General features: G+C 57.9%; 39 protein-coding genes. 6 read left to right on the top strand and 33 right to left on the bottom strand.

All coding sequences use genetic code 11. The features are described from left to right. Positions 1-124: 124 nt before the first annotated feature. Positions 125-439 carry a DUF1883 domain-containing protein gene (locus tag AC1DCP_RS05090; RefSeq protein WP_003516101.1) on the top strand — a complete coding sequence of 105 codons (315 nt, stop codon included), beginning with the start codon at positions 125-127 and terminating at the stop codon, positions 437-439. 81 nt (positions 440-520) lie between these two features. Here the strand turns inward: AC1DCP_RS05090 and AC1DCP_RS05085 are convergent, their stop codons facing one another. Both AC1DCP_RS05085 and AC1DCP_RS05080 read right to left on the bottom strand, forming a co-directional pair. Then, positions 521-1,837: a replication-associated recombination protein A gene (locus tag AC1DCP_RS05085; protein ID WP_065687220.1), complete on the bottom strand. Its 1,317-nt coding sequence runs from the start codon at positions 1,835-1,837 to the stop codon at positions 521-523. Next, positions 1,834-3,240, bottom strand: coding sequence for a DegQ family serine endoprotease (locus tag AC1DCP_RS05080; RefSeq protein ID WP_003516104.1), 1,407 nt, complete (start codon positions 3,238-3,240; stop codon positions 1,834-1,836). The genes AC1DCP_RS05085 and AC1DCP_RS05080 overlap by 4 nt, the downstream gene beginning before the upstream one ends. 174 nt (positions 3,241-3,414) lie before the next feature. Between AC1DCP_RS05080 and AC1DCP_RS05075 the strand changes: the two genes are divergently transcribed. Next, a complete protein-coding gene (locus AC1DCP_RS05075) occupies positions 3,415-3,768 on the top strand; it encodes a lysozyme inhibitor LprI family protein (RefSeq protein ID WP_019567060.1) in 354 nt (117 codons plus the stop codon). Positions 3,769-3,771: 3 nt separating this feature from the next. Here the strand turns inward: AC1DCP_RS05075 and AC1DCP_RS05070 are convergent, their stop codons facing one another. Together AC1DCP_RS05070 and ilvD are read right to left on the bottom strand one after the other, a co-directional pair. Beyond that, positions 3,772-4,773: a serine hydrolase domain-containing protein gene (locus tag AC1DCP_RS05070; RefSeq protein ID WP_065687219.1), complete on the bottom strand. Its 1,002-nt coding sequence runs from the start codon at positions 4,771-4,773 to the stop codon at positions 3,772-3,774. Between the two features lie 264 nt (positions 4,774-5,037). After that, positions 5,038-6,873, bottom strand: coding sequence for a dihydroxy-acid dehydratase (gene ilvD, locus AC1DCP_RS05065; protein WP_013636431.1), 1,836 nt, complete (start codon positions 6,871-6,873; stop codon positions 5,038-5,040). 312 nt (positions 6,874-7,185) lie between these two features. Between ilvD and msrP the strand changes: the two genes are divergently transcribed. Both msrP and msrQ read left to right on the top strand, forming a co-directional pair. Further along, positions 7,186-8,127 carry a protein-methionine-sulfoxide reductase catalytic subunit MsrP gene (gene msrP, locus AC1DCP_RS05060; protein WP_025593942.1) on the top strand — a complete coding sequence of 314 codons (942 nt, stop codon included), beginning with the start codon at positions 7,186-7,188 and terminating at the stop codon, positions 8,125-8,127. A 2-nt stretch (positions 8,128-8,129) separates the two neighbouring features. After that, on the top strand, positions 8,130-8,777 hold the full coding sequence (gene msrQ / locus AC1DCP_RS05055; RefSeq protein ID WP_065687218.1) for a protein-methionine-sulfoxide reductase heme-binding subunit MsrQ: 648 nt from the start codon (positions 8,130-8,132) through the stop codon (positions 8,775-8,777). On the opposite strand, the gene AC1DCP_RS05050 is transcribed toward msrQ, so the two are convergent. Further along, entirely contained in the window at positions 8,731-9,159 is a 429-nt protein-coding gene (locus AC1DCP_RS05050; RefSeq protein ID WP_038491445.1) for a ribosomal maturation YjgA family protein, read from the bottom strand. The two genes, msrQ and AC1DCP_RS05050, sit on opposite strands and share 47 nt — an antisense overlap. A 57-nt stretch (positions 9,160-9,216) precedes the next feature. Here AC1DCP_RS05050 and AC1DCP_RS05045 point away from each other — a divergent pair, with 57 nt between their 5' ends. Further along, complete coding sequence (locus AC1DCP_RS05045) at positions 9,217-10,089, top strand: DUF817 domain-containing protein (protein ID WP_025593944.1); 873 nt, start codon at positions 9,217-9,219, stop codon at positions 10,087-10,089. Between the two features lie 218 nt (positions 10,090-10,307). Further along, on the top strand, positions 10,308-10,631 hold the full coding sequence (locus AC1DCP_RS05040) for a hypothetical protein (RefSeq protein ID WP_065687217.1): 324 nt from the start codon (positions 10,308-10,310) through the stop codon (positions 10,629-10,631). A gap of 79 nt (positions 10,632-10,710) precedes the next feature. Here the strand turns inward: AC1DCP_RS05040 and rplQ are convergent, their stop codons facing one another. The 28 genes from rplQ to AC1DCP_RS04900 form a co-directional block, all read right to left on the bottom strand. After that, positions 10,711-11,136, bottom strand: a complete 426-nt coding sequence (gene rplQ / locus AC1DCP_RS05035) for a 50S ribosomal protein L17 (protein ID WP_003495230.1) — start codon at positions 11,134-11,136, stop codon at positions 10,711-10,713. Positions 11,137-11,254: 118 nt separating this feature from the next. Further along, positions 11,255-12,265 carry a DNA-directed RNA polymerase subunit alpha gene (locus AC1DCP_RS05030; protein ID WP_003516121.1) on the bottom strand — a complete coding sequence of 337 codons (1,011 nt, stop codon included), beginning with the start codon at positions 12,263-12,265 and terminating at the stop codon, positions 11,255-11,257. Between the two features lie 195 nt (positions 12,266-12,460). After that, the gene (gene rpsK / locus AC1DCP_RS05025) at positions 12,461-12,850 is read right to left on the bottom strand and encodes a 30S ribosomal protein S11 (protein ID WP_003495225.1); all 390 of its coding nucleotides are present in this window, start codon (positions 12,848-12,850) and stop codon (positions 12,461-12,463) included. A gap of 138 nt (positions 12,851-12,988) precedes the next feature. Further along, positions 12,989-13,357, bottom strand: a complete 369-nt coding sequence (rpsM, locus tag AC1DCP_RS05020; protein ID WP_003516122.1) for a 30S ribosomal protein S13 — start codon at positions 13,355-13,357, stop codon at positions 12,989-12,991. Between the two features lie 307 nt (positions 13,358-13,664). Next, positions 13,665-14,255 carry an adenylate kinase gene (locus AC1DCP_RS05015; RefSeq protein WP_003516123.1) on the bottom strand — a complete coding sequence of 197 codons (591 nt, stop codon included), beginning with the start codon at positions 14,253-14,255 and terminating at the stop codon, positions 13,665-13,667. Further along, on the bottom strand, positions 14,252-15,592 hold the full coding sequence (gene secY, locus AC1DCP_RS05010; RefSeq protein ID WP_476774157.1) for a preprotein translocase subunit SecY: 1,341 nt from the start codon (positions 15,590-15,592) through the stop codon (positions 14,252-14,254). Before secY ends, AC1DCP_RS05015 begins: the two co-directional genes overlap by 4 nt. Positions 15,593-15,925: 333 nt before the next feature. Then, entirely contained in the window at positions 15,926-16,405 is a 480-nt protein-coding gene (gene rplO / locus AC1DCP_RS05005) for a 50S ribosomal protein L15 (protein ID WP_003516125.1), read from the bottom strand. Between the two features lie 16 nt (positions 16,406-16,421). After that, positions 16,422-16,628: a 50S ribosomal protein L30 gene (gene rpmD / locus AC1DCP_RS05000; protein WP_003495212.1), complete on the bottom strand. Its 207-nt coding sequence runs from the start codon at positions 16,626-16,628 to the stop codon at positions 16,422-16,424. 11 nt (positions 16,629-16,639) lie between these two features. Then, positions 16,640-17,209: a 30S ribosomal protein S5 gene (gene rpsE / locus AC1DCP_RS04995; protein WP_003516126.1), complete on the bottom strand. Its 570-nt coding sequence runs from the start codon at positions 17,207-17,209 to the stop codon at positions 16,640-16,642. 218 nt (positions 17,210-17,427) lie between these two features. Next, complete coding sequence (gene rplR, locus AC1DCP_RS04990) at positions 17,428-17,790, bottom strand: 50S ribosomal protein L18 (protein WP_003516127.1); 363 nt, start codon at positions 17,788-17,790, stop codon at positions 17,428-17,430. Positions 17,791-17,802: 12 nt separating this feature from the next. Continuing rightward, positions 17,803-18,336, bottom strand: a complete 534-nt coding sequence (rplF, locus tag AC1DCP_RS04985; RefSeq protein WP_003516129.1) for a 50S ribosomal protein L6 — start codon at positions 18,334-18,336, stop codon at positions 17,803-17,805. 43 nt (positions 18,337-18,379) lie between these two features. After that, positions 18,380-18,778, bottom strand: coding sequence for a 30S ribosomal protein S8 (gene rpsH / locus AC1DCP_RS04980; protein ID WP_003516131.1), 399 nt, complete (start codon positions 18,776-18,778; stop codon positions 18,380-18,382). 12 nt (positions 18,779-18,790) lie between these two features. After that, positions 18,791-19,096 carry a 30S ribosomal protein S14 gene (gene rpsN, locus AC1DCP_RS04975; protein WP_003495202.1) on the bottom strand — a complete coding sequence of 102 codons (306 nt, stop codon included), beginning with the start codon at positions 19,094-19,096 and terminating at the stop codon, positions 18,791-18,793. Positions 19,097-19,129: 33 nt separating this feature from the next. Beyond that, positions 19,130-19,684 (bottom strand): 50S ribosomal protein L5, encoded by a 555-nt coding sequence (gene rplE / locus AC1DCP_RS04970; RefSeq protein WP_003495201.1) that lies wholly within the window; start codon positions 19,682-19,684, stop codon positions 19,130-19,132. Continuing rightward, positions 19,677-19,985, bottom strand: coding sequence for a 50S ribosomal protein L24 (gene rplX, locus AC1DCP_RS04965; RefSeq protein WP_003516133.1), 309 nt, complete (start codon positions 19,983-19,985; stop codon positions 19,677-19,679). Before rplX ends, rplE begins: the two co-directional genes overlap by 8 nt. 12 nt (positions 19,986-19,997) lie before the next feature. Beyond that, complete coding sequence (rplN, locus tag AC1DCP_RS04960) at positions 19,998-20,366, bottom strand: 50S ribosomal protein L14 (RefSeq protein WP_003495199.1); 369 nt, start codon at positions 20,364-20,366, stop codon at positions 19,998-20,000. A 234-nt stretch (positions 20,367-20,600) separates the two neighbouring features. Further along, positions 20,601-20,837 carry a 30S ribosomal protein S17 gene (rpsQ, locus tag AC1DCP_RS04955; RefSeq protein WP_003495195.1) on the bottom strand — a complete coding sequence of 79 codons (237 nt, stop codon included), beginning with the start codon at positions 20,835-20,837 and terminating at the stop codon, positions 20,601-20,603. An 11-nt stretch (positions 20,838-20,848) separates the two neighbouring features. Next, positions 20,849-21,049 carry a 50S ribosomal protein L29 gene (rpmC, locus tag AC1DCP_RS04950; protein WP_003495193.1) on the bottom strand — a complete coding sequence of 67 codons (201 nt, stop codon included), beginning with the start codon at positions 21,047-21,049 and terminating at the stop codon, positions 20,849-20,851. 12 nt (positions 21,050-21,061) lie between these two features. Further along, positions 21,062-21,475, bottom strand: a complete 414-nt coding sequence (gene rplP, locus AC1DCP_RS04945) for a 50S ribosomal protein L16 (RefSeq protein WP_003516136.1) — start codon at positions 21,473-21,475, stop codon at positions 21,062-21,064. A gap of 38 nt (positions 21,476-21,513) precedes the next feature. Continuing rightward, positions 21,514-22,245 carry a 30S ribosomal protein S3 gene (rpsC, locus tag AC1DCP_RS04940; RefSeq protein ID WP_003516138.1) on the bottom strand — a complete coding sequence of 244 codons (732 nt, stop codon included), beginning with the start codon at positions 22,243-22,245 and terminating at the stop codon, positions 21,514-21,516. Next, entirely contained in the window at positions 22,245-22,634 is a 390-nt protein-coding gene (gene rplV / locus AC1DCP_RS04935) for a 50S ribosomal protein L22 (protein ID WP_003495184.1), read from the bottom strand. The genes rpsC and rplV overlap by 1 nt, the downstream gene beginning before the upstream one ends. A gap of 2 nt (positions 22,635-22,636) precedes the next feature. Continuing rightward, positions 22,637-22,915: a 30S ribosomal protein S19 gene (rpsS, locus tag AC1DCP_RS04930; protein ID WP_003507772.1), complete on the bottom strand. Its 279-nt coding sequence runs from the start codon at positions 22,913-22,915 to the stop codon at positions 22,637-22,639. A gap of 15 nt (positions 22,916-22,930) precedes the next feature. Then, the gene (gene rplB, locus AC1DCP_RS04925; RefSeq protein ID WP_003516146.1) at positions 22,931-23,767 is read right to left on the bottom strand and encodes a 50S ribosomal protein L2; all 837 of its coding nucleotides are present in this window, start codon (positions 23,765-23,767) and stop codon (positions 22,931-22,933) included. 43 nt (positions 23,768-23,810) lie between these two features. Beyond that, a complete protein-coding gene (locus tag AC1DCP_RS04920; protein ID WP_003495178.1) occupies positions 23,811-24,104 on the bottom strand; it encodes a 50S ribosomal protein L23 in 294 nt (97 codons plus the stop codon). Beyond that, positions 24,101-24,721 (bottom strand): 50S ribosomal protein L4, encoded by a 621-nt coding sequence (rplD, locus tag AC1DCP_RS04915; RefSeq protein WP_003516147.1) that lies wholly within the window; start codon positions 24,719-24,721, stop codon positions 24,101-24,103. The genes AC1DCP_RS04920 and rplD overlap by 4 nt, the downstream gene beginning before the upstream one ends. 12 nt (positions 24,722-24,733) lie before the next feature. Beyond that, positions 24,734-25,375, bottom strand: coding sequence for a 50S ribosomal protein L3 (gene rplC / locus AC1DCP_RS04910; RefSeq protein WP_003516149.1), 642 nt, complete (start codon positions 25,373-25,375; stop codon positions 24,734-24,736). Between the two features lie 166 nt (positions 25,376-25,541). Then, positions 25,542-25,850, bottom strand: a complete 309-nt coding sequence (rpsJ, locus tag AC1DCP_RS04905) for a 30S ribosomal protein S10 (protein WP_003507767.1) — start codon at positions 25,848-25,850, stop codon at positions 25,542-25,544. A gap of 313 nt (positions 25,851-26,163) precedes the next feature. Then, a partial coding sequence (locus AC1DCP_RS04900) for an EF-Tu C-terminal domain-related protein (protein WP_476774156.1) occupies positions 26,164-26,427 on the bottom strand: 264 nt, incomplete at its 5' end.

The following is a 26,427-nucleotide window of genomic DNA, read 5'->3' as shown; positions in this document are numbered from 1 at the left end:
CTCCACGGCCCTTCAAAGCCGGCGCAGCGACCCGAAATTCTACAGGGTGCTGCCGTTTTAAAGAGCTCGTTAACCCTGACGTCCTATCCTCTTTTGCCAAAATACAGGTACAGGGAGACGCGCAATGTCACGGCCGAATTTCCGCTTTACACACTATGACCTGAAGGAATTGCGGGCTGGGACGACCATTGAGGTGTCCCTGTCGGCCGTCAACAATGTACGGCTGATGACAGGCGCAAATTTCCAGCGTTTCACAGAATTGCTCGATTTCAAATATCTCGGCGGCGTCGCGAAAAAATCGCCGATCCGCATCAGCATTCCCGAGACCTTGCACTGGCATCTGGTGATCGATGCGGAAGGGCATAGCGGTCTGGCGGAATCCTCGGTCAAGATGCTGCCTGCGCCGTCGCAGGTCATGCAACACCGGAAGGCATCCTGATTTCCCTCTGGAAACAGTTGGATGGCGCGTTTTTACGACTCACTTTGGCAAGCGCCTGATTCTTTTTGTGAAGAAAGCTTTTTAACGCGAACCGCGCTCGCGGCGCAGCTTCGCCCACCAGTCGAGACGCTTGCGGATGTCCCGCTCGAAACCCCTGTCGGGCGGATCGTAAAACGTCTTGCGACCCATTTTTTCCGGAAAATAGTCCTGTCCCGAAAAGGCATCCGGCTCGTCATGGTCGTAACGGTAACCGTCACCGTAACCCTCGCCCTTCATCAGCTTTGTGGGCGCGTTCAGAATATGTTTTGGCGGTACCAGCGAGCCGTTTTCCTTGGCCGCCCGCATCGCCGATTTGAAGGCTGTATAAACGGCATTCGATTTCGGCGCGGTAGCGAGATAGACGCAGGCCTGCGCCAGCGCCAGTTCGCCTTCCGGTGACCCCAGATAATCATAGGCGTCCTTGGCGGCATTGCAGACGGCAAGCGCCTGCGGATCGGCAAGGCCGATATCCTCCACCGCCATGCGCACCAGCCGCCTCCCGATAAAGAGCGGGTCTTCGCCGGCGTCAAACATGCGGCAGAGATAATAAAGCGCCGCATCCGGGTCCGAACCGCGCACCGATTTATGCAGCGCGGAAATCAGATTGTAGTGGCCGTCCTGTCCCTTGTCGTAAACCGGCGCGCGCCGCTGCACGATGCGCGTCAGCCCTTCGGTATCGAAAGTCTCGTCCTTGCGCGCCGCACGCCAGACCTCTTCGGCAAGCGTCAGCACGGCGCGGCCATCGCCATCGGCCATCCGGATCAGGCTGACACGCGCCTCCTCGGTCAGCGGCAGAGGCTTGCCCTCCGCCTCTTCGGCGCGCTTCAAAAGCTCGCCCAGGCTCTCCTCGTCATGCGAACCGAACGTGAGGACACGCGCCCGCGACAAAAGAGCGGCATTCAGTTCAAAGGACGGGTTTTCGGTGGTTGCACCCACAAGAATGATGGTGCCGTCTTCCATGACCGGCAGGAAGCTGTCCTGCTGGGCACGGTTGAAACGATGGATCTCGTCAACAAAAAGCAGCGTCTGCCGGCCGTTCATACGGCGTGTGCGTGCTGCCTCGAAAACCTTCTTGAGATCGGCAACACCGGAAAAGATCGCCGAAATCTGTTCGAAAGCCAGCCCGGCCTCCCCCGAAAGCAGACGCGCGACCGTCGTCTTGCCGGTGCCGGGCGGTCCCCAGAAGATCATCGATCCGAGTGAGCCGCTATCGATCATTCGGCGCAGCACGCCCTCTTCACCCGTCAGATGCGGCTGCCCGGCCACCTCCGCCAGCGTCTTCGGACGCAGGCGGTCGGCAAGAGGCCGCCGGTTGGCGACCTCGACAGGCACCTGTGGGGCGAAGAGGTCATCGCTCATCGCAGGAACTGCCGGATGCGTTGACCGTCACGCAGGATTTCCACCCGCCAGAAGCCGGGATTGTCATCCAGCGCCTTTTCGACCGCAGCCGTGGAGCCGATATCCGAGCCGTTCAGCGATAGGATGACGTCCTTCGGCTGGAAACCGACCCGATAGGCCGGCGAACCGCGCTTCACATCGGTGACGACGACGCCGGTCACCTGCGAAGGCATGCGCAGTTCATCCGCAAGCTTCGGCGAAAGATTGGCGACAGTCGCGCCCGCCAAGGGATTGCGTCCCTCCAGCAGCCGTTCGTCACGCGGCGCGGTTTCCGGCGCCGTGTCGAGCGCAATGGTCACCTTCTTCTCTTTACCCTTCTCCACCAGCGTCAATTCGGCGGACTTGCCGATGCCAGCAGTCGTGAGGCGATAACCGAGTGCATCGGGATGCTCCACCTCCAAACCGTTGACCGCCGTTACGACCTGCCCCGGCTCGATGCCAGCCTTCTCCGCCGGGCCACCCTTGACGACGCTGACGACGAGCGCACCGCGCGCGCGGTGCAGGCCAAGCGCCTCGGCGACATCGGAGGTGACTGGATCGAAGGTCGCGCCGATATAGGGCCGCTGGAAGTTCGCGTCGCCACGCTCGGCGGCGGCAACGAAAACGCGGACCAGATTGGCGGGAATGGCAAAACCGATGCCGTTCGACCCGCCGCCCTTGGAGAAGATGGCAGTATTGATGCCGATCAACTCACCCGCCATGTTCATCAGCGCACCGCCGGAATTGCCGGGGTTGATGGAGGCGTCGGTCTGGATGAAGAAGCCAAAATCGCCCTGCGTCACCTGGTTGCGCGCCAGCCCCGAGACGATGCCGCTTGTTACCGTCTGGCCGACACCGAAGGGGTTGCCGATGGCAAGCACGAGATCGCCGACTTCAATGGCATCCGAATTGCCAAGCGAAAGCACCGGAAACTGTTCCTTCGCGTCGATCTGCAGAATGGCAAGATCGACCCGGTCGTCCTTCAGCAGCACCTTGGAGGAGAATTCACGCCCATCCGCCAGCGCCACCTTGATGTCGTCGGCGCCATCGATGACGTGATTGTTGGTCACCACGAGGCCGCCGGCCGTCACGATCACACCCGATCCGAGCGAGGACTGTTTCTCCGTGCGGTTCGGCATCTGCTGGCCGAAGAACTGTTCGAAGAACGGATCGCCGGCAAAGGGCGACGAGCGCCGCTGCACGATGCGTTCGGCATAGACATTCACCACAGCGCCTGCGGTACGCTTGACCAGCGGCGCGAAGGAAAGCTGCATTTCCGTGTGGCTTGCGGGCACGGTCTTGTTGTCCTGCGCCTGCGCTCCGACCGGAACGAGAAGCAGCGCCGCAAGAAAGCCGGTGGACAGATACTTCAGCACGCTCTGCATGTGATTCCTCATCCTCATCAGTATGATGGAGTTATAACGTGAAAGCCTATAAAGCAAAGCGCGGCAAGATGATGGCCGATCTTTTTCATGCGATGACCGGCTTGTGCAGGTGGAACCAACAGCACCCCATTTCGGTTTCACCCACACGAGCCTGTCCTCAAAATGAGACGACCCATGCACATGAAACAGACAATCCTTGCCTCCGGCATCCTCCTCGCCTGCGCTTCATTGGGTTCGCCCGCCAACGCCGCCAGCTTCGATTGCACGAAGCCGGATCTGGCCGCGGATGAAAAGGCGATCTGCGACAACCGCGCCCTCAACGACCAGGACGTGAAGATGGTCACCACCTTCGACATCCTGACACAACTCATGGCGATGGGCGCACGCGACACCTTGCGCGAAGAACAGAGCCAATGGTTGAAAAAGCGCCAGGAATGCAACGCGGATGTCGCCTGCATCACAAGTGCCTATGAGGAGCGGATGAAGCGGCTCGGGGAAGCTTTCCAGAGCATAAACAGACCGCTCTGATTTTCACGCAACGCGAATGATATTCTCCATCAGCCGATGCAATTGATCGCGATAACCGGTTCTCGCCGAAGGCGCATCCTCACGGGACGTCATAACCACCGAAAGCCGTTTGGCGGGGACGATATAGAGCATCTGCCCGCCGTAGCCCCAGGCGTAATAGACCGTCTCGCCCGCCATCTCCTTGATGAACCAGCAATAGCCGTAACCATCGCCGTTGAAGACGGAATTGGTGCGTTGTTGCCAGGATTGATCGATCCAGTTCTGCGAAATCAAACGCTCGCCGCTTGGTGTTACCCCGCCCAGCCGGTAAAGCTCGCCGAAAGCCAGCAGCGACCGCGCCGTCATCGCCATCTGGTTGCCGCCGAGATAGATGCCCTGCGGGTCACGTTCCCAGCCGCCGATTGAGAAGCCCTCCAGCGGCCGGAACCAGTCGCGCGCCAGCGACAGCGTCGAACGGCCGGATGCCTTGGTCAAAATCGCCGAAAGCAGATGCGTGGAACCGGTGGAGTAAAGCATGCCACCGCCCGGCTCTCCGGCAAAACCCGACCCCAGCGCCATTCGCACCCAGTTGCGGCTGGCGACCCAGCGGCCGTAGTTCGGGCCGGACATTCGTTCCAGACCGGACTGCATGGAAAGCAGGTTGCCGATGGTTACCCTCTCCAGACGCGCATCGGGGTTCGGCGGAAAATCGCTGCGCAGGATCGTGGCAATCGGCTGATCCGCCCCGGCCAATATCTTGCGATCGATCGCCATGCCGACCAGCGCGGAAATCACAGATTTCGAGGCCGACTTGATGTTGGTGGAACCCATAAGGCTGGCGCCGTGATAGGCACGGCTGGCCACCTCCTCGCCGTCAATACTGACGATGACGGCTTTCAGGCTCGAAAGCCCATCCGCCTCGTTGAGCAATGGACTGAAGCGGGCGCCATTGCCGGGTGTTTGCCCGTGGGCAAGGCGGGCGAAAGGCAGGGATGCGATAAGGCCGAGTGCGGTTCGTCTTTTCATGGTGCTGAAGTTAGGCATCGCGGCGCGTTGGAAAAGGGCAAGTGACGGAACATCACTCCAATGTGACTGCTGGCATGGAGGGTGGACGGCCGGATGGTTTAGAATTTGCGGTGCAGAAACAGCGCGTTGCGCGAGCTTGGAGAATCGAGCTCTGAGGCAATTGAATCTGTTTCTTAACGACGCACGTAATCTGGGTCATCAAAAGAAAAAGCCGCTCAGAAGAGCGGCTCAGGCTGCCTGCAATGTAGGACCCTGCCCGCCAGATTACTCCGGCAAAATCCGAACAGCACCCTTGTCGGCACTGGACGCAAAAGCCGCATAGGCCTTCAGCGCTGTCGTGACGTTGCGCTTGCGGAACTCCGCAGGCTTCCAGCCGAGCTGATCCTGCTCGGCGCGGCGGGCTGCCAGTTCCGCATCCGTAACTTTGAGGTTGATCGTGCGGTTGGGAATATCGATCTCGATCAAGTCGCCCTGACGCACGAGGCCGATAGCACCGCCCTGCGCCGCTTCCGGCGAGGCATGGCCTATGGACAGGCCGGATGTGCCGCCCGAAAAACGTCCGTCGGTGATCAGCGCGCAGGCTTTGCCGAGGCCCTTGGACTTGAGATAGCTGGTCGGATAGAGCATTTCCTGCATTCCGGGGCCGCCCTTCGGTCCTTCGTAACGAATGACGACGACATCACCTGCCTTGACCTCGTTGGAAAGAATACCCTTCACCGCCGCGTCCTGGCTTTCGTAAACAACCGCCGGACCGCTGAATTTAAGGATGGATTCGTCGACACCCGCCGTCTTCACGATGCAGCCATCAAGAGCGATGTTGCCATAAAGCACGGCCAGACCGCCATCCTTGGAGAAAGGCTTTTCAACCGAGCGGATAACGCCGTTCTCACCGTCCGTATCCAGATCGTCCCAGCGCGACGACTGGCTGAAGGCCACCTGCGTCGGCACGCCGCCGGGGGCAGCCTTGAAGAACTGCCGCACGGTTTCGCTGTTGGTGCGGGTGATGTCCCAACGGTCGATGGCGTCGCCCAGCGTCGCCTCGTGCACCGTGTAGGTATCGCGATTGAGGAGACCGCCGCGATCCAGCTCGCCGAGAATGCGCATGATGCCGCCGGCGCGGTGAACGTCTTCCATGTGCACGTCCTGCTTGGCAGGCGCGACCTTGGAAAGGCAGGGAACCTTGCGGGAAAGACGGTCGATGTCTTCCATGCCGAAATCGACACCGCCCTCATGCGCTGCCGCCAGAATATGCAGCACCGTGTTGGTGGAACCGCCCATGGCGATATCCAGCGACATGGCGTTTTCAAACGCAGCCTTGTTGGCAATGGTGCGCGGCAGAACGGTCTCGTCGTCCTGCTCGTAATAACGGCGCGCCAGATCGACGATCAGGTGACCGGCCTCGACGAACAGGCGTTTGCGGTCCGAATGGGTGGCAAGCGTCGAACCGTTGCCGGGCAATGACAGGCCGAGCGCCTCGGTCAGACAGTTCATGGAATTGGCAGTGAACATGCCGGAACAGGAACCGCAGGTCGGGCAAGCGGAACGCTCGATGATCTTGACGTCCTCATCGGAAATCTTGTCATCGGCAGCTGCGACCATGGCGTCAACCAGATCGAGCGCGACCGTCTTGCCATGCAGAACGACCTTGCCCGCTTCCATCGGACCACCGGAAACGAATACGGCGGGAATGTTGAGGCGCATCGCCGCATTCAGCATGCCGGGGGTGATCTTGTCGCAGTTGGAGATGCAAACCATCGCGTCGGCGCAATGGGCGTTGACCATGTATTCGACCGAGTCAGCGATGATTTCGCGCGACGGCAGCGAATAAAGCATGCCGTCATGGCCCATGGCGATGCCGTCATCGACAGCGATGGTGTTGAATTCCTTGGCAACGCCACCGGCCGCTTCGATTTCACGCGCAACGAGCTGGCCGAGATCCTTCAGATGCACATGGCCCGGCACAAATTGCGTGAAGGAATTGACCACCGCGATGATGGGCTTGCCGAAATCGCTGTCCTTCATGCCGGTGGCGCGCCATAGGCCGCGCGCGCCCGCCATGTTGCGGCCGTGGGTTGTCGTTCTGGAGCGATAGACTGGCATGGTGTTTTCCTCGATCTCTTGGGCAGAAGAGCGCATTGCCGCACCGCGGTCAAAATGCCCTCGCCCTATTTTGCGGTTTTTCTAGCGCAAACCGTAAGCCCTGTCACTGTCACCTTCGAGCAAAACAGTACGGTTCGGTACGGTACGCCCGGTTTGAATGTTGCAATTCGCGCGGCCTGTCATCACAAATGCGCGATTTTTGCCGCCCGGCCGCTGTTTTTGCGCAGAGTGCTGAAACATATCTGTGCAGCGGCCGTATAGCCTATCATAATCGATTTATCGCCGATGCACCCGGCTTTTGTGGAGGTTGAAATGCCCGCCTATCGTCCGCCCCTCATCCCGGCACGAGAAATCACGCCGAAGAATATCTACCTCTCGAGACGCGGCTTCCTGGGCACCGCGGCGGGGCTTGCGGCAATCGGGCTTTCCGGCCGCGAGGCTGTCGCCACTCCGCTTGCTGCCAAAGCAGGCGCCTACAAGCTGGATGAGAAGCTCACCCCGCTCGATGCCGTCACCAGCTACAATAATTTCTATGAGTTCGGAGTGGGCAAATCCGACCCGAAGGAAAATTCCGGCAAGTTCAAGCCCACCCCCTGGACGGTAAAAGTGGATGGCCTTGTCTCCAAACCGCAGGAATTCGGCATCGAAGAGCTGATGAAATATCAGCTAGAGGAGCGCACCTATCGCATGCGCTGCGTCGAGGGCTGGTCGATGGTCATTCCGTGGATCGGTTTCCCTCTCGCCGCACTTCTCGACAAGGTGGAGCCACTCGGCAGCGCGAAATACGTGTCCTTCGAAACCGTGGTGCGGCCGGAGGAAATGCCGGGCCAGAGCGGCCTGTTCCAGCCTCTGTCCTGGCCCTATGTCGAGGGTCTGCGCCTAGATGAGGCCCGCCATCCTCTGACCATTCTTGCCGTCGGACTATACGGCGAAACCCTGCCGAACCAGAATGGCGCGCCCATTCGCCTCGTCGTTCCCTGGAAATACGGCTTCAAGGGCATCAAATCCATCGTCCGTATTTCGCTTGTCGAGAAACAGCCGGAAACGACGTGGAAAAACTCCAACGCCCGCGAATACGGCTTCTATTCCAACGTCAATCCGCATGTGGACCATCCGCGCTGGAGCCAGGCAACGGAACAGCGCATCGGCGAAGGCGGCTTTTTCGGCACCCAGAACCGCCCTACCCTGATGTTCAACGGCTATGACGAGGTGGCAAGCCTCTATACCGGCCTCGATCTAAAGGCGAATTACTGATCATGGCCCTCGCCTTTTCGCTTCCCTCACTGCCGAAGCGTTACCAGCAGGCAGCCATCTGGTCGCTTTATATCATCGGCCTCTGTCCCGGCCTGTGGTATTTTTACCTCGCCGCAACCGGCGGCCTCGGCTTCAACCCAGTCAAGGATTTCGAGCACCTGCTCGGCATCTGGGCGCTGCGCTTTCTATGCCTCGGCTTGCTGGTGACGCCGCTGCGCGATCTCTTCAACATAAACCTCATCGCCTATCGCCGGGCGTTGGGACTGATCGCCTTCTATTACGTGCTGGCACATTTCAGCGTCTATCTGGTTCTGGACCGCGGCCTGGTCTTCAGCTCCATCGCCGCTGATATTCTCAAGCGGCCCTATATCATGTTCGGCATGGCGGGGCTCGTCATGCTGCTGCCGCTCGCGCTCACCTCCAACCGCTGGTCGATCCGCAAGCTCGGCAGCCGCTGGAACACGCTGCACAAGCTCGTCTATCTCGTGCTCATCGTTGGCGTACTGCATTTCGTGCTGGCGCGAAAATCGATCACGCTCGAGCCGGTGTTTTATATCAGTACGATGGTGGTGTTGCTCGGGTATCGGCTGGTGCGGCCCTCGATCATGGCGGCGAAGAGGGCAAGGCGCGCAAGCCCCGTCCGGACGTAAAGGACGCCACCGCGATCCCGCCGATATAACAGACGATATTCCACACCGAGAAAACGCGGCCGAGCAGCAAAGCTCCGGCCGCCGTTGCGCGAAACGCGTCCAGCGCCGGGAAATGAACGAGCCGGATCAATTCCACGACGATGACGGCGATGACGGCGATGTAAACCTCGTAACCGTACCAGCGGGACGGGAGGATGGCCGCCAGCAGCAGATAGACCATCGCCCCCCAGAGCACGGATCCGCCATATTTTACCGCCACGAACGGCAATCCCACCTCGTAGCCGAACGCCCGCAAGCAAAGACCGCCAATGATCACAATCATGGCCGCCGCCAAAAGCCGGATGCGGGCAAAATAAGGCGGGGAAAGGCGTGACGGACCCATGCGAGTTCCTTCCGGTTTTCGTATGAAAATTTAACGGATACAAATCGAGGCGCGAACATGAGCACAGCAACAGGCCCAGCCGCAACCCGCCTCTCGGTTTTGGACAATCTTCTGTGCGATACCTATCCTTGGGGCGAACTCAAGGGCATCAGGCGCTTTGTCATCGAATTTCTCTATTTCGGCATCAAGGAAGCCCGTGCCTGCCTGTTTGCGGGATTGTTCTTCATTTCCATCTTCGTGGTGCCGCATGGTGGGGTATTTGGCATTCCGCGTTATGACGTGCTGCTGATCGTCGCACTCGGCATCCAGTTCTTCATGATCTGGAGCAGGCTGGAAACGCTTGACGAGGCCAAGGCCATCCTGCTGTTCCATATCGTCGGCTTCGCGCTTGAGGTGTTCAAGACGTCAAGCGCTATCCAGTCCTGGTCCTACCCCGACTTCGCCTATAGCAAGGTCCTCGGCGTGCCGCTCTTTTCCGGCTTCATGTACGCCGCCGTCGGCAGCTACATCATCCAGGCGTGGCGCCTGCTGGATGTGCGCATTCGCAATTATCCCACCTATTGGATGGCAACGCTGATCGGTATCGCCATCTACGCCAACTTCTTCACCCACCACTTTATCGGTGACTACCGCTGGTACATCGCCGCCTGCGCCATCGGCCTCTATTCCCGCGCAACGGTGGTCTACCGTCCCTATGATCGGGATCGAAAGATGCCGCTGCTTCTCTCCTTCGTCCTGATAGGGTTTTTCGTCTGGCTGGCGGAAAACATCTCCACATTCTTCGGTATCTGGAAATATCCCGATCAGATCGGCGCCTGGTCCGTCGTCCATATCGGCAAGTGGAGTTCGTGGTCGCTGCTGGTCATCATGACGTTTACGATTGTCGCGCAACTCAAGCACATCAAGGCCCGTATACACGTTCCGGAGTGAAGCGAGCGCTTTCCAAGCATCGTTAAAAACGAAGATTGCAGGACATCGAGCCGATAGAGAGCAATAACATAGATATCATTAAGTAAATCCTGCCAAAAATCTATCGGGCGACATACAAGACAAGCGAAAATTACGAAGTTGGCGTATTTATTGTTCACGACGCCAGCCGCCCTAATGGCTTCTATGTTGATACAGCTTACCCTCGGAACGCCGATATTGTGAAAAAGACCATTACACCCGCACCCGTATTCCTGAAATTTACAGGCTATATGATCCAAGACTTCGAAATGTTCGAAAGCTTGGATGGCGTCTTACTTCTAGGTTTGTATCACTTAACTAAAAAGGAGCGAAATGCGCTCAATACATTCCTTTTATCCCTGTTGCGCTCTGATGTTTCAGATAGCTTGATTGGAGATCTTTGGAACACATCCAATGCTGAATTTGGTGCCGAAGGTAAGGGAATTAGATGGCTTCTCAACCGGACCGTCGAGTTGATCGAAGGTGACGACGGCACTGACGGTTACTATCTGCGTCGTTCATGACTATTCTTTTGGAAAATAAAAAAGCCGGGTGATCTCTCACCCGGCTTTTTAATTCACGACGCCTGAACGGCGTCAGACCTTACGCAGCTTCGGCAGCAGCAGCTTCCGCAGCAACGCGAGCCTTGTCGGCTGCGCCCTTGGCGTCAACGTCACGCTCGACGAATTCAACAACGGCCAGAGCCGCGTTGTCGCCCTGGCGGAAGCCAGCCTTCATGATGCGCAGGTAGCCGCCGTTGCGGGTTGCGTAACGCGAAGCGATTGCGTCGAACAGCTTGCGAACAGCGTCCTGATCCTTGATCTGCGAGATCGCCTGACGACGAGCGTGCAGGTCGCCGCGCTTGCCAAGCGTCACGAGACGCTCGACGATCGGACGGATTTCCTTCGCCTTAGGAAGGGTGGTGACGATCTGCTCATGGGTGATGAGCGAAGCAGCCATGTTGGCAAACATTGCCTTGCGGTGGCTGGCGGTTCTATTGAGCTTGCGGCCTGAATTACCGTGGCGCATTGCTATTCTCCTTCTACGCAGGTGCCTTCTCTAAGGCCTGCCGTTTCCTGGCACATGCAGATGACTTATCTGCTGTTTGACGGGGAAAGGCAGTCTTTAAGGTCTGCCTTCTTGTTTGTTAGTATTGGTCTTCGTAACGCTTGGCGAGATCTTCGATGTTCTCAGGCGGCCATGCCGGTACTTCCATACCGAGGTGCAGACCCATGGAAGCGAGAACTTCCTTGATTTCGTTCAGCGACTTGCGACCAAAGTTCGGCGTGCGAAGCATTTCGGCTTCGGTCTTCTGGATCAGGTCGCCGATATAGACGATGTTGTCGTTCTTCAGGCAGTTTGCCGAACGAACGGACAGTTCCAGCTCGTCGACCTTCTTGAGAAGCGCCGGGTTGAACGCGAGTTCGGTAACCGATTCTTCTTCTGCTTCCTTCTGCGGCTCGTCGAAGTTGACGAAGACGCCGAGCTGGTCCTGAAGAATGCGAGCGGCGAAGGCAACGGCGTCTTCGCCGGAAACCGAACCGTTGGTCTCGATCGTCATGATCAGCTTGTCATAGTCGAGAACCTGACCTTCACGGGTGTTTTCCACCTTGTAGGACACTTTCTTGACCGGAGAATACAGGCTGTCCACCGGAATGAGGCCAATCGGGGCATCTTCCGCGCGGTTGCGCTCAGCCGGTACGTAACCCTTGCCGTTGTTGACGGTGAATTCCATGCGGATTTCAGCGCCTTCGTCCAGCGTGCAGATCACGTGGTCGGGGTTCAGGATCTCGATGTCGCCAACCGTCTGGATGTCACCAGCGGTTACCGAACCCGGACCCTGCTTGCGCACGACCATGCGCTTGGAATCGTCACCATCCATCTTGATGGCGATTTCCTTGATGTTGAGCACGATATCCGTCACATCTTCCCGAACGCCGGGGATGGAGGAGAATTCGTGCAGGACACCGTCGATCTGCACGGCCGTAACAGCGGCACCACGCAGAGAAGACAACAGAACGCGACGAAGCGCGTTGCCGAGGGTAAGACCGAAACCACGCTCCAGCGGCTCGGCAACGAGCGTTGCCTTGGTGCGGCTGGACGAGGTGAACTCGACCTTGTTCGGCTTGATAAGTTCCTGCCAGTTCTTCTGAATCATCTTTAAACCTTCCGTTCGCCGCCACCATCCAATCGTGACGGACCGAGCATGAAAACACTGAGAGGAACCTAATTCCGCGGTTCATCAGTGGGTTCTTGAGCGCAAGTCCGTCGATCGAAATCGACGCGCACACGCCAGATACACGAAAATTCCGCCAGACCGAAGGAAAGGCGGAATTTCCGAACCACGGTCGCGTCAGACGCGGCGCTTCTTGCGCGGACGGCAACCGTTGTGCGGGATCGGCGTCACGTCGCGAATGGAAGTGATCATGAAACCGGCAGCCTGCAGAGCGCGAAGTGCCGATTCACGGCCGGAACCCGGACCGCAAACTTCAACTTCAAGCGACTTCATGCCGTGTTCCTGAGCCTTCTTCGCGCAATCTTCAGCAGCGATCTGGGCAGCAAACGGGGTCGACTTGCGCGAACCCTTGAAGCCCTTGGCACCAGCGGACGACCAGGCAATAGCATTGCCCTGTGCGTCGGTGATGGTGATCATCGTGTTGTTGAAGGTCGAGTTGACATGCGCGACGCCCGACGTGATATTTTTACGTTCGCGACGGCGAACGCGTGCGGCTTCCTTGGCCATTTTATACCTTTCATTGATCTCTTCACCGCCGTAACACCAGCGGCTACACCGGCGATCGACCCGTTTCCGAGCTTCACGCCAAACTCAGAAAGGCTGGCGCAGACCGCACCAGCCTCTCCTTTCCGGAGAACCGGAAAATTACTTCTTCTTACCAGCGATAGCCTTCGCCGGACCCTTACGGGTGCGGGCGTTGGTGTGCGTGCGCTGACCGCGGACCGGAAGGCCACGACGGTGACGCAGGCCGCGGTAGCAGCCGAGGTCCATCAGACGCTTGATGTTCATCGAGGTCTCGCGACGAAGATCGCCTTCGACCTGATAGTCGCGGTCGATTGCTTCGCGGATCTGAAGAACTTCAGCATCCGTAAGCTGATGAACGCGCTTGTCAGCCGGAAGACCGACCTTGTCCATGATTTCCTGCGCGAATTTCGGACCAATCCCGTGAATATACGTCAGCGCAATAACAACGCGCTTTGCAGTCGGGATGTTGACGCCAGCGATACGTGCCACGTCTTTTCTCCTTGGTTCCAGTTGCCATCCGGCAAGTGGTGATTCCATTCGAGCGGCCGACACGACCGCCAGTTCAAAATTGATGTCCGTGACAAGTCAAAACGACCGAACCCGGATTTCCCTCCCTTAAGGGAAATCCGCGCCAGTCGCTTGGGATGTCGCGAGTTGGCGCGGTGTTTAACGGAATCAGCGCTAAAAAGCAACCGGCTCCGCCAAGATTCTTTTGCGATCCAAAGGATACGCCGTATCAGGAGCACAGGATTTGCCGGGAAAACCGCCTGCGGTTTTCACCATCCCGCTCCAACCATCAGGCCGAGGCCTTTTCCAGAACCCGTTCGATGGCCGCGGTGACGGCATCGACATCAGCCATGCCATCCAGTGTCACAAGTTCGCCCTGCTCGCTGTAATATTGCGACAGCGGCGCAGTCTTCTCGCGATACTCCGTCAACCGCTTGCGGAAGGCTTCCGGATTGTCGTCGGAACGAACCGTGCCACCGGCAGCGATGGTCTCTGCAACGCGATTTTCGATTCGGCGAATCAGCGCCTCCTCGTCCACCTTCAGTTCGATGACGGCATCGAGGGCGACATTCTTCTTGTGCATGTTCTCGGCAAGCGCCTTGGCCTGCGGAACGGTGCGCGGATAGCCATCGAGAATGAAACCCTTGGCACAGTCCGGAGCTTCGATGCGTTCGGAAACGATCTGATTGACGATATCGTCGGAAACCAGCCCACCGGCGTCCATGACGGCCTTGGCGCGTTTGCCTATTTCCGTGCCCGCGCTAACCGCAGCGCGAAGCATGTCACCGGTGGAAAGCTGCGGGATCCCGTACTTGTCAGTCAGGCGTTTGGCCTGGGTTCCCTTGCCCGCACCCGGCGGACCTAAAAATATCAGTCTCATCGTCCCCTCTTTCCTCCACGCAACTTCGACTTCTTGATCAGTCCTTCATACTGCTGCGCGATCAGGTGTCCCTGAATTTGCGCAACCGTGTCCAGAGTTACACTGACAACGATCAAAAGCGAAGTACCACCAAGGGCTAATGGAATGCCCGTACGTGCGATAAGTGTCTCAGGAAGGATACACACGAAGACAAGATAAACAGCGCCGACAACCGTGATACGGGTCAGAACGTAATCGATGTACTCCGCGGTGCGCTCGCCCGGCCGAATGCCCGGAATAAAGCCGCCATGCTTCTTGAGGTTATCGGCCGTGTCCTTCGGATTGAAGACGATAGCCGTGTAGAAAAATGCAAAGAACGCGATGAGCAGGCCGTAGAGCGCCATGAACAGCGGCTGTCCATGCTGCAGCGACGCGATGATCGAGGTTGCCCAGCCCGGCAGGTTGGTGTTTCCGGCAAAACCGGCAGCCGTCGCAGGCAGAAGCAGCAGCGAGGATGCGAAGATCGCGGGAATAACGCCAGCCGTGTTGAGCTTCAGCGGCAGATGCGAGGTATCGCCCTGGAACATCCGGTTGCCGACCTGGCGTTTCGGATATTGTATCAGCAGACGGCGCTGGGCGCGCTCCACGAAAACGATCAGCGCGATGACGCCGATTGCCACGATAACGACCATGAGGATGAGCGTCGTCGACAGCGCACCGGTGCGGCCGAGTTCCAGCGTGCCGGCAAGCGCCTTGGGCAGACCTGCGGCAATACCGGCAAAGATGATGAGCGAAATACCGTTGCCGATGCCGCGCGAGGTAATCTGTTCGCCAAGCCACATCAGGAACATCGTGCCGCCGAGCAGCGTGATGACGGTGGAAATACGGAAGAACAGGCCAGGATCGACCACGAKGCCGTTGCCGCTCTCAAGGCCGACAGCGATGCCGTAGGCCTGCAGGGTGCCAAGCAGTACCGTGCCGTAGCGCGTGTACTGGTTGATGATCTTGCGTCCGGCTTCGCCTTCCTTCTTCAACGCTTCGAGCGAAGGCACGACCGAGGTCATGAGCTGCACGATGATCGAAGCGGAGATGTAAGGCATGATGCCGAGGGCGAAGATCGCCATACGCTCGACTGCGCCACCCGCAAACATGTTGAAAAGACCGAGAATACCGTTGGCCTGGCCACGGAAGGCCTGCGCATAGGCTTCTGGGTTCAGACCCGGAAGCGGAATGTGGGTACCAAGACGGTAGACGAGAAGTGCGGCAAGAGTAAACCAGAGACGCTTTTTCAGATCCTCCGCCTTAGCGAAGGTCGAAAAATTCAGGTTCGAAGCCAGTTGTTCCGCTGCTGAAGCCATAAATTTCTCCGAATGACCCTTGCCGGCCAGCGAAACCGGCCAATGCGGAAAGGTCTAAAAATACCGGTTCAAAAACGGGCTTCGGACGAACACGGCGTTGCGCCGCCATCATGCCTCACCCTGTTTTTTTATGTCCTATCCCCTCCCTCAAGGAAGTTCAAGAACTGTGAGGCTCTCCCTGCGGCACTTTATGCCGCATGTGGCGCGCATAACAGCTGCACCGCGAAGAGTTTGCCGTGATGCCACAATAAATCGATTTAAATCGAGAGCACCATAAGCCAGGGAGCGCAAACGCCCGGAGCGACTATGCCCCGGGCGTCTGAAGTCTATATATTACTCGGAGGCTTCAGCTGCAACTGCGAGAAGCTTGATAGAGCTGCCAGCCTTCTCAATCTTTTCGAGTGCAGGCTTGGAAGCGCCGGCAACTTCAAAAGCAACCTTGCTCGTCAGTTCGCCGTCAGCGAGAATGCGAACGCCGTCCTTGGTGCGACGGATAACGCCAGCAGCCTTGAGAGCAGCAGCATCGATCGTTGCGGAAGCGTCGAGCTTCTTGGCGTCGATGGCGGTCTGAATGCGACCAAGCGATACAACAGCAAATTCGGAAGCGAAAATGTTGTTGAAACCGCGCTTCGGAAGACGACGGTAGATTGGCATCTGACCGCCTTCAAAACCGTTGATGGCGACGCCCGAACGAGCCTTCTGACCCTTCACACCGCGACCACCGGTCTTGCCCTTGCCGGAACCGATACCGCGACCTACGCGGATACGGTCCTTGGTGGAGCCTTCGTTGTCTCTGATTTCATTGAGTTTCATGATAGGTTACTCCGTCTCACTTCTCGTCAACGACGCGAACGAGATGCTGGACCGCACGGATCATGCCGCGAACCGCAGGAGTATCTTCCAGGGTGCGCTGACGGTGCATCTTGTTGAGACCCAGACCGACCAGCGTCTGACGCTGGATTGCCGGGCGGCGGATAGGGCTGCCGATCTGTTCGACCGTAACAGTCTTTTTGGCTTCAGTAGTCTTCTTGGCCATGATCCAGCTCCTTATTCTTCAGAAGCGTTGCCGGAAGCGGCACGACGAGACTGAAGGGTCGCATACTTGAGACCACGCTGTGCAGCGATGTCCTTAGGATGAACCTGATGCTTCAGAGCGTCGAACGTTGCGCGAACCATGTTGTACGGGTTCGAAGAACCGGTCGACTTGGCAACAACGTCATGAACGCCCAGCGTTTCGAAAACAGCGCGCATCGGACCACCGGCGATGATACCGGTACCGGCCTTGGCCGAACGCAGCAGAACCTTGCCTGCGCCGTGACGGCCATTGACGTCGTGATGCAGCGTGCGGCCATCGCGCAGCGGAACGAAGATCAGATCGCGCTTTGCGCTCTCGGTTGCCTTACGGATGGCTTCTGGAACTTCGCGAGCCTTGCCGTGACCGAAGCCAACGCGGCCCTTCTGGTCGCCGACGACGACGAGAGCGGCGAAGCCAAAGCGACGGCCACCCTTAACAACCTTTGCAACGCGGTTGATCGCGACCAGCTTGTCGACGAATTCGCTATCGCGTTCTTCACGGTTCTGGCGGTCGTCGCGAGAACCTCTTTTTTCCTGTGCCATTGTCCTTGTCCTTTTTCTTTTACGGGTGGAACGGCAAACGAAAAGACCACCGGCCTCGATGAAGAGACCCGCATGGCCCGGTGAAATTCCGCCCGGATCGTTGTCAGGGCGGAAACTGCAGCGCCGCGTGTCGAAACCGACACGCAAAGGACGCTGCAGGATCTTGAGTGGTGCGTGATCCTTTCTTTCGATTGCGAACAATCGAAAGGGTCAAGCACTCAGAAGTTCAGACCGCCTTCGCGGGCAGCTTCTGCCACAGCCTTGATACGGCCGTGATAGATGAATGCGCCACGGTCGAATACGACATCCTTGACGCCAGCCTTGACGCCACGCTCTGCAACCAGCTTGCCTACGACAGCTGCTGCTGCAACGTCGGCGCCGGTCTTGAGCGAGCCGCGCAGATCGGCTTCGAGCGTGGAGGCAGACGCAAGCGTCTTGCCAGCAACGTCATCGATGATCTGAGCGTAGATGTTCTTCGACGAGCGATGAACCGACAGGCGCGGGCGGCCATTGGCAACCGCCTTGATCTGGCGGCGCACACGGCTCGCGCGACGTGCAAGTGCTTCTTTCCTGCTAGCCATTTCGCGTGATCCTTACTTCTTCTTGCCTTCTTTGCGGACGATACGCTCTTCAGCGTACTTCACGCCCTTGCCCTTGTAGGGCTCGGGACCACGGTATTCGCGGATTTCCGCGGCAACCTGGCCAACCTGCTGCTTGTTGATGCCGGAAACGATGATTTCCGTCGGCTTCGGAACGGCAATGGTGATGCCGACCGGAGGCTCGTAAACAACATCGTGGCTGAAACCGAGAGCCAGCTGCAGGTTCTTGCCCTGCAGGGCGGCACGGTAACCGACGCCGTTGATTTCGAGCTTGCGTTCGTAGCCGTCCTTAACACCCTTGAAGATGTTCTCGATCATCGTGCGGGACATGCCCCACTTGGAACGAGCTTCCTTGGTGTTGTTGGCCGGCGTTACGGAAACGCCATTATCTTCGAGTTTCAGCTGGATGTCGTCATTAGCGACGAAAAACAGTTCACCCTTCGGGCCCTTAGCAGTGACCTTCTGGCCGTCGACATTGGCCGTAACACCTGCTGGAACCTGAACGGGCTTTTTACCGATACGAGACATTGTTCAATCCTGTCTGTTCGTTATGGAGATCCGTGCTCGGGTCTTAGAAGACCGAGCAAAGAACCTCGCCACCAACGTTCTGTTCGCGAGCTTGGTGATCGGCCATCACGCCCTTCGGGGTCGAAAGGATAGTGATGCCGAGGCCGTTCGCGACCTGCGGAATGGACTTAACCGAGACATAAACTCGGCGGCCCGGCTTAGAAACGCGGCCGATCTCACGGATCACGGACGCGCCTTCGTAGTACTTCAGTTCGATCGTGAATTCGGCCTTGCCGTTTTCGAAATCGACCTTGGAATAACCGCGAATGTAGCCTTCAGCCTGCAGCACGTCGAGAACGCGTGCGCGGAGGCTGGAAGCAGGCGTGCTTACCGAAGACTTACGGCGAGCAGCACCATTGCGGATGCGGGTGAGCATATCACCCAAAGGATCAGTCATGGTCATGTGCCCGTCTCCTTACCAGCTCGACTTGACAATGCCCGGCACCTTGCCGGAATTGCCCAGCTCACGAAGCGCGATACGCGACATCTTGAGTTTGCGATAGAACGCGCGCGGACGGCCCGTTACTTCGCAGCGGTTGCGGATACGCGTCTTCGAGCCGTCACGCGGCAGCGAAGCGAGCTTCAGAGTGGCCTTGAACCGGTCTTCGATCGGAAGGGACTGGTTCATCACGATCGCCTTCAGTGCAGCCCGCTTGGTGGCCTGCTGGGCGACCGACTTGCGGCGGCGCTTGTTCTTTTCAACTGCGCTTGTTTTCGCCATATCGGAGTTCCTTTTCTACGCTCGTCGTTACGGTTAGTGACGGAACGGGAAGTTGAACTCTGTAAGCAGAGCCCGTGCTTCGTCGTCCGACGTCGCCGTCGTGCAAACGATGATGTCCATGCCCCACATCTGATCAACCTTATCGTAGTTGATCTCAGGGAACACAATGTGTTCCTTGATGCCCATGGCGAAGTTGCCACGGCCGTCAAAGCTCTTCGGGTTCAGACCCCGGAAGTCGCGAACGCGCGGCAGCGCGATGTTGACCAGGCGATCAAGGAATTCATACATGCGGGCGCCACGAAGGGTAACCTTCGCACCGATCGGCATGCCTTCGCGAACCTTGAAACCAGCGATCGAGTTGCGAGCGCGGGTAACAACCGGCTTCTGGCCGGCAATCGCAGCCAGGTCACCGGCAGCAATGGTTGGCTTCTTGGAGTCGGCAGTTGCCTCGCCAACACCCATGTTGATCACGATCTTTTCAAGCTTCGGGATCATCATCACGTTGGCGTAGGAGAACTTCTCCTGCATGGCGCCACGGATACGGGAAACGTACTCCGTCTTGAGACGCGGCTCGTACTTATCAGCCATCGATCACTTCTCCCGAACGCTTGGCCACGCGGACCTTCTTGCCGTCTACAACAGTAAAGCCAACGCGGGTCGGCTTGCCATCCTTATCGACGATGGCAATGTTGGAGATGTGCAAGGACGCTTCCTTGTTGATGATGCCAGCTTCCTGAGCCTGGGTCTGGCGCTGGTGACGCTTCACCATGTTAACGCCACGCACAACGGCCCGATCTTCCTTCGGCAAAACCTGGATTACTTCGCCGGTACGGCCCTTGTCCTTACCGGTCAATACGACAACGTTGTCGCCTTTACGAATTTTCTGCATCGCATACGCTCCTTACAGTACTTCCGGAGCCAGCGAGATGATCTTCATGTGGTTCTTGGCGCGAAGTTCGCGCGGAACCGGTCCGAAGATACGGGTGCCGATGGGCTCTTTCTTGTTGTCGATAAGAACGGCTGCGTTGTTATCGAAACGGATGACGCTGCCGTCAGCGCGACGGATGTCCTTGGCGGTGCGAACGACAACCGCCTTCATCACATCGCCCTTCTTGACGCGGCCGCGCGGAATAGCTTCCTTGATGGAAACGACAATAATGTCGCCAACAGAAGCATATTTGCGCTTCGAGCCGCCCAGCACCTTGATGCACATGACACGACGTGCGCCGGAATTATCCGCCACGTCGAGGTTTGTTTGCATCTGAATCATGTCAGGTCGCCTTCTTGTTGTTACCGGAACGGTTGGGCAAACTCTCCCGAGTGAGCCCCCTGCCCCAGCTTATGAATGTCTCTTTTTTTGCGCGGAAATGTCGTGACAGGGTGGTTTCCCGAAGGACCTTCCGTGCGCATCAAAGCAAAAGACGCTCGATTCACGAGCGTCCTTGCGGTGCTTCATACAGTATTTCGCGCCAAGTACAAGAGACCTGGCGCGATTCTGATGAAATTAAGCCTGGGCGGAAACGACCGTCCAGCGCTTGTCCTTGGAGATCGGTGCGCATTCCTCGATGGAAACGACATCGCCGACCTTATACTGATTGTTTTCGTCGTGTGCCTTGTACTTCTTCGAACGGCGAACGGTCTTCTGGAGCAGCGGGTGAGCGAATCGGCGCTCAACCCGGACTACAACAGTCTTCTCGTTCTTGTCGGACACTACGACGCCCTGCAGAATGCGTTTCGGCATATTATTTTTCCTTAGGCCTTGGCTTCTGCCGCCTTCTGGCGGGCAATGGTTTTAACGCGGGCGATGTCCTTGCGGACTTCGTTGATGCGCGAGGACTTCTCCAGCTGGCCAGTCGCCTTCTGGAAGCGCAGGTTGAACTGCTCCTTCTTCAGATCGGCGAGCTTGTCCTTGAGCTGGTCGGCGCTGAGGCCGCGAACTTCATCGGCTTTCATGTGCCTTGCTCCTTACTCTGCGATGCGCTGTACGAAGCGCGTCTTGACCGAGAGCTTGGCAGCGCCGAGACGAAGCGCCTCGCGGGCGATCTCCTCGGACACACCGTCGATCTCGAACATCATACGACCGGGCTTGACCTTGCATGCCCAGTATTCGACCGAACCCTTGCCCTTACCCATACGAACTTCGGTCGGCTTTGCCGTTACCGGAACGTCTGGGAATACGCGGATCCACACACGACCTGCGCGCTTCATGTAACGCGTGATCGCGCGGCGGGCCGCTTCGATCTCGCGTGCGTTCACGCGGTTCGGTTCCTGCGACTTCAAGCCGAATTCACCGAATGCCAGGTCAAAGCCGCCCTTGGCGACGCCCTTGATGCGTCCCTTGAACTGCTTGCGGTACTTAGTACGCTTTGGCTGCAACATTTTCTTACTTCTCCGAGCTTATCTTTCGCCAGCGTCAATCAAGCGTTTTCGCGACGACGATCGGGACGATCGCCACGCTCACGGCTTGCAGGGCCCTGAGCATCGCCTTCGAGACCACGACGCTCAGAAGCCATCGGATCGTGCTCAAGGATTTCGCCCTTGAAGATCCAGACCTTGATGCCGCAGATGCCGAACGCGGTTTCCGCTTCAGCTGTGCCGTAGTCGATGTCCGCACGCAGCGTGTGCAGCGGAACGCGTCCTTCGCGGTACCATTCGGTACGAGCGATTTCGGCGCCACCGAGACGACCACCGCAGGTGATCTTGATGCCTTCGGCGCCAAGACGCATTGCGGACTGAACCGAACGCTTCATCGCACGGCGGAAAGCCACGCGGCGCTCGAGCTGCTGGGCGATCGACTGAGCGACGAGAGTCGCGTCGATTTCCGGCTTGCGCACTTCAACGATGTTGAGGTGCGTTTCGGAGTTGGTCATCTCGGAAAGCTTCTTGCGAAGCTTCTCGATGTCCGCGCCCTTCTTGCCGATGATGAGACCCGGACGAGCCGAATGAATCGTAACGCGGCACTTCTTGTGCGGACGCTCGATGACCACCTTGGCGATACCGGCCTGCTTGAGTTCCTTGATCAGGTAAGCCCGGATCTTCAGGTCTTCATGCAGCAGCTTGCCGTATTCAGCGGTGTCAGCGTACCAGCGGCTATCCCAGGTACGGTTGATGCCGAGGCGGAAGCCGATCGGATTGATTTTCTGACCCATTATGCGGCCTCCCCTTTTTCCTCAACTTCACGAACAACGATCGTGAGGTGAGAGAACGGCTTTTCAATGCGGGATGCACGACCACGGCCACGAGCGTGGAAACGCTTCATGGTGATGGACTTGCCAACATAGGCCTCGGCGACGACGAGAGCGTCGACGTCGAGGTCATGGTTGTTTTCCGCATTGGCAATCGCAGATTCGAGCGTCTTCTTGACGGTCCCTGCGATGCGCTTGCGGGAGAATTCGAGCTCGGCGAGAGCGCGATCTACCTTCTTGCCACGGATAAGAGCGGCAACCAGGTTCAGTTTCTGGGGGCTGACGCGGAGCGTACGGGCAATGGCCTGAGCCTCATTGTCCTTCAGCCGGCGTTCGGTCTTAGCCTTCGCCATGATTACTTCCTCTTTGCCTTCTTGTCCGCGCCGTGACCGTAATAGGTACGGGTCGGAGAGAATTCACCGAACTTGTGTCCGACCATGTCTTCATTGACAGAGACGGGCACATGCTTGCTGCCGTTGTAGACGCCAAACGTCAATCCGACGAACTGCGGCAGGATCGTGGAGCGACGGCTCCAGATCTTGATTACTTCATTGCGTCCGCTTTCGCGCACCTTCTCAGCCTTAGTGAGAAGATAGCCGTCAACAAACGGACCTTTCCAAACTGAACGAGCCACTTGAGACTTCTCCTCTTACTTCTTGCGCTGATGGCGCGAACGCATGATGAACTTGTCGGTCGACTTGTTCGAACGGGTGCGCTTGCCCTTCGTGGGTTTACCCCACGGAGTAACCGGGTGACGACCACCCGACGTGCGACCTTCACCACCACCGTGCGGGTGGTCGACCGGGTTCATGACGACGCCGCGAACGTGCGGACGCTTGCCACGCCAACGCGAACGACCGGCCTTGCCGTCGTTGGTGTTGCCGTGATCGGAGTTCGAAACTGCGCCGATCGATGCGAGGCAGGAGCCGTGCACCAGACGCTGTTCGCCCGAGTTGAGACGCAGGATAGCCATACCGGCATCGCGGCCGACGAGCTGGACGTACGTACCGGCGGAGCGGGCAATCTGACCGCCTTTACCTGGCTTCATCTCGACGTTGTGGATGATCGAACCGACAGGAATGTACTGAAGCGGCATGGTGTTGCCGGGCTTCACGTCCACTGCCTTGTCGGAGGCGATCACCTTGTCACCGGCAGCGAGACGCTGTGGCGCGAGAATGTAAGCCTGTTCGCCGTCGGTATACGTAACCAGCGCGATGAACGCGGTGCGGTTGGGGTCGTATTCCAAACGTTCAACGGTGCCTTCAACGTCGAACTTGCGACGCTTGAAGTCCACCAGACGGTAGGTCCGCTTGTGACCACCACCCTGGAACCGGACGGTGATCCGGCCCTGGTTGTTGCGGCCACCCTTGGAGCTGAGGCCCTGGGTGAGAGCCTTTACCGGCTTGCCCTTGTAGAGCGAAGCGCGGTCCACGATAACCAGCTGACGCTGGCTTGGCGTGGTCGGATTGAAACTTTTCAATGCCATATTCTTGTTCCCTTTTGGGTCTTTGCCCGCTTGGGCCTAACCTTTAGAGTCCGGTGGACACGTCGATGGATTGACCTTCGGCGAGCGTAACGACGGCTTTCTTGACGTCTTTCAGCTTACCGGCGAACCCACGGAAACGACGGGTCTTACCCTTGCGGATAAGCGTGTTCACAGCCGTGACTTTGACGCCGAAGAGAGCTTCCACGGCAGCCTTGATTTCAGGCTTGGAAGCGCTTTTGGCGACGTTGAATACGACCTGGTTCTGTTCGGATACCAGCGTCGACTTTTCCGTGATCGAAGGAGATACGATCACATCGTAGTGGCGAAGATCCGTCATTTGAACCGCTCCTCCAGAGCCTCTACAGCAGCCTTGGAAAGCACGAGCTTGCCACGACGCAGGATGTCGTAAACATTGATGCCCTGAACCGGCAGAACGTCCACATTCGGGATGTTCTGAGCTGCGAGCTTGAAGTTGCCATCAAGTTCTGCGCCACCGATAACGAGAGCGTTGGTCAGGCCAAGCGAAGCGAAGCTGCCCAGCAGAGCCTTGGTCTTTGCTTCGGACGCGACGAGCTGATCGACGATGATCAAATCTTCAGCCTTCAGCTTTGCAGACAGGGCGTGACGCAGAGCAAGCGCGCGAACCTTCTTGGGAAGGTCGTGTGCGTGGCTGCGAACGACCGGGCCGTGGGCCTTGCCGCCGCCGCGGAACTGCGGTGCGCGAGCCGAATGGTGACGAGCGCGGCCCGTACCCTTCTGCTTGTACATCTTCGCACCAGTACGGGAAACTTCCGCACGGGTCTTGGTCTTGTGCGTTCCCTGCTGCTTCTTTGCAAGCTGCCAGCGAACCATACGGGCCAGGATATCCTGACGGGGATCGAGGCCGAAAATCTCGTCCGACAGAGAAACCTTGCCGGCGTCTTTTCCCTCGAGGGTCTTGACGTTCAATTCCATGATAAGGCTCCCTTACTTCGCGGCCGACTTGACGGCGTCGCGGACGATGATCCAGGCGCCCTTGGAACCGGGAACTGCACCCTTAACGAGGATCAGGCCACGGTCTTCATCGGTCGAAACGACTTCGAGGTTCTGGGTCGTAACGCGCGTCTGGCCCATATGACCAGCCATGCGCTTGCCCTTCCACACGCGGCCCGGATCCTGGTTGTTACCAGTCGAACCGTGCGCACGGTGCGATACGGAGTTACCGTGCGAAGCGCGACCACCACCGAAGTTGTGACGCTTCATAGCACCGGCAAAACCCTTACCGATCGTGGTTCCCGTTACGTCGACCAGCTGGCCGGCCTGAAAATGAGTTGCGGTCAGTGTTGCACCGATATCGATCAGGTTCTCGGGGGAAACCCGGAACTCGACGAGCTTTGCTTTCGGTTCGACATTGGCAGCGGCAAAATGACCGCGAAGCGCCTTCGTCGTGTTTTTGACCTTGGACTGGCCGGCACCGAGCTGAACTGCGGTGTAGCCATTCTTGTCTTCCGTGCGCTGGGAAACGACTTGTACGTTATCCATCCGCAATACTGTTACTGGAATATGTTCACCAGCGTCGTTGTAGACGCGGGTCATACCCACTTTCTGTGCAATCACACCTGAACGCATTGGTTCATCCTCTTGCGAGCCTTGAAGGGAAAACCCTTTTTGGCCTTTGTTAAGGAGTGCCCTTCGACATCTCACGATGTTTCCGGTCTCCGGATTGGAAGCCGTTGGATTTCTCCACGTACCTTCCTTGTTATATGGCCCTCACTTGGATGAGGTCAGGCCAGTCTTAGAGCTTGATTTCCACGTCAACGCCGGCAGCCAGGTCAAGCTTCATCAGAGCATCGACGGTCTGCGGGGTGGGGTCAACGATATCGAGAAGACGCTTGTGCGTCCGCATTTCGAACTGTTCACGGCTCTTCTTATCAACGTGAGGAGAGCGGTTGACGGTAAACTTTTCGATGCGGGTGGGGAGCGGAACCGGGCCGCGAACGCTGGCGCCGGTGCGCTTTGCGGTCGACACGATTTCACGGGTAGAGGCATCGAGGATCCGGTGATCGAACGCCTTGAGGCGGATACGGATATTCTGGCCGTTCATTCGTCTTGTCCTTGTTCTTTGTTATTCGTTTCCGCACGCGGAAACACATGAACTTCTATTGATCGTGGCGCCGCAGATTTTCAAAAATCGAGAGGGATGCGCGTCGCACCCCAATCATTTCAGTAGTCTGTATTGCTAAAACACCGCGCTCCGCAATTGCTTGCGAATCCAGCGGGTGAGTGTGAATGCGCGTTTACGCGCTTTCACCGAATTTTTCAAGCACTAAAAATGCAACGCCGCCAGGCTTTTTTACTAAAAGCCCGGCGGCGGTGTGGGTAACACCGCCGCCGGTCTGAATTTCAACGTCGTGAAATTACTCGACGATAGAAGCGACGATGCCGGCGCCGACGGTACGGCCGCCTTCGCGGATAGCGAAGCGCAGCTTTTCTTCCATCGCGATCGGAACGATCAGCTCGACTTCAACAGTCACGTTGTCGCCAGGCATAACCATTTCCGTGCCTTCTGGAAGCGAAACGATACCGGTAACGTCAGTCGTACGGAAGTAGAACTGCGGACGGTAGTTCGTGAAGAACGGCGTATGACGGCCGCCTTCTTCCTTCGTCAGGATGTAGGCTTC

Source organism: Agrobacterium sp. 10T429, assembly GCF_056393925.1.
The sequence above is the reverse complement of the archived record's forward strand: the minus strand, read 5'-3'. Positions and strand labels throughout refer to the sequence as shown.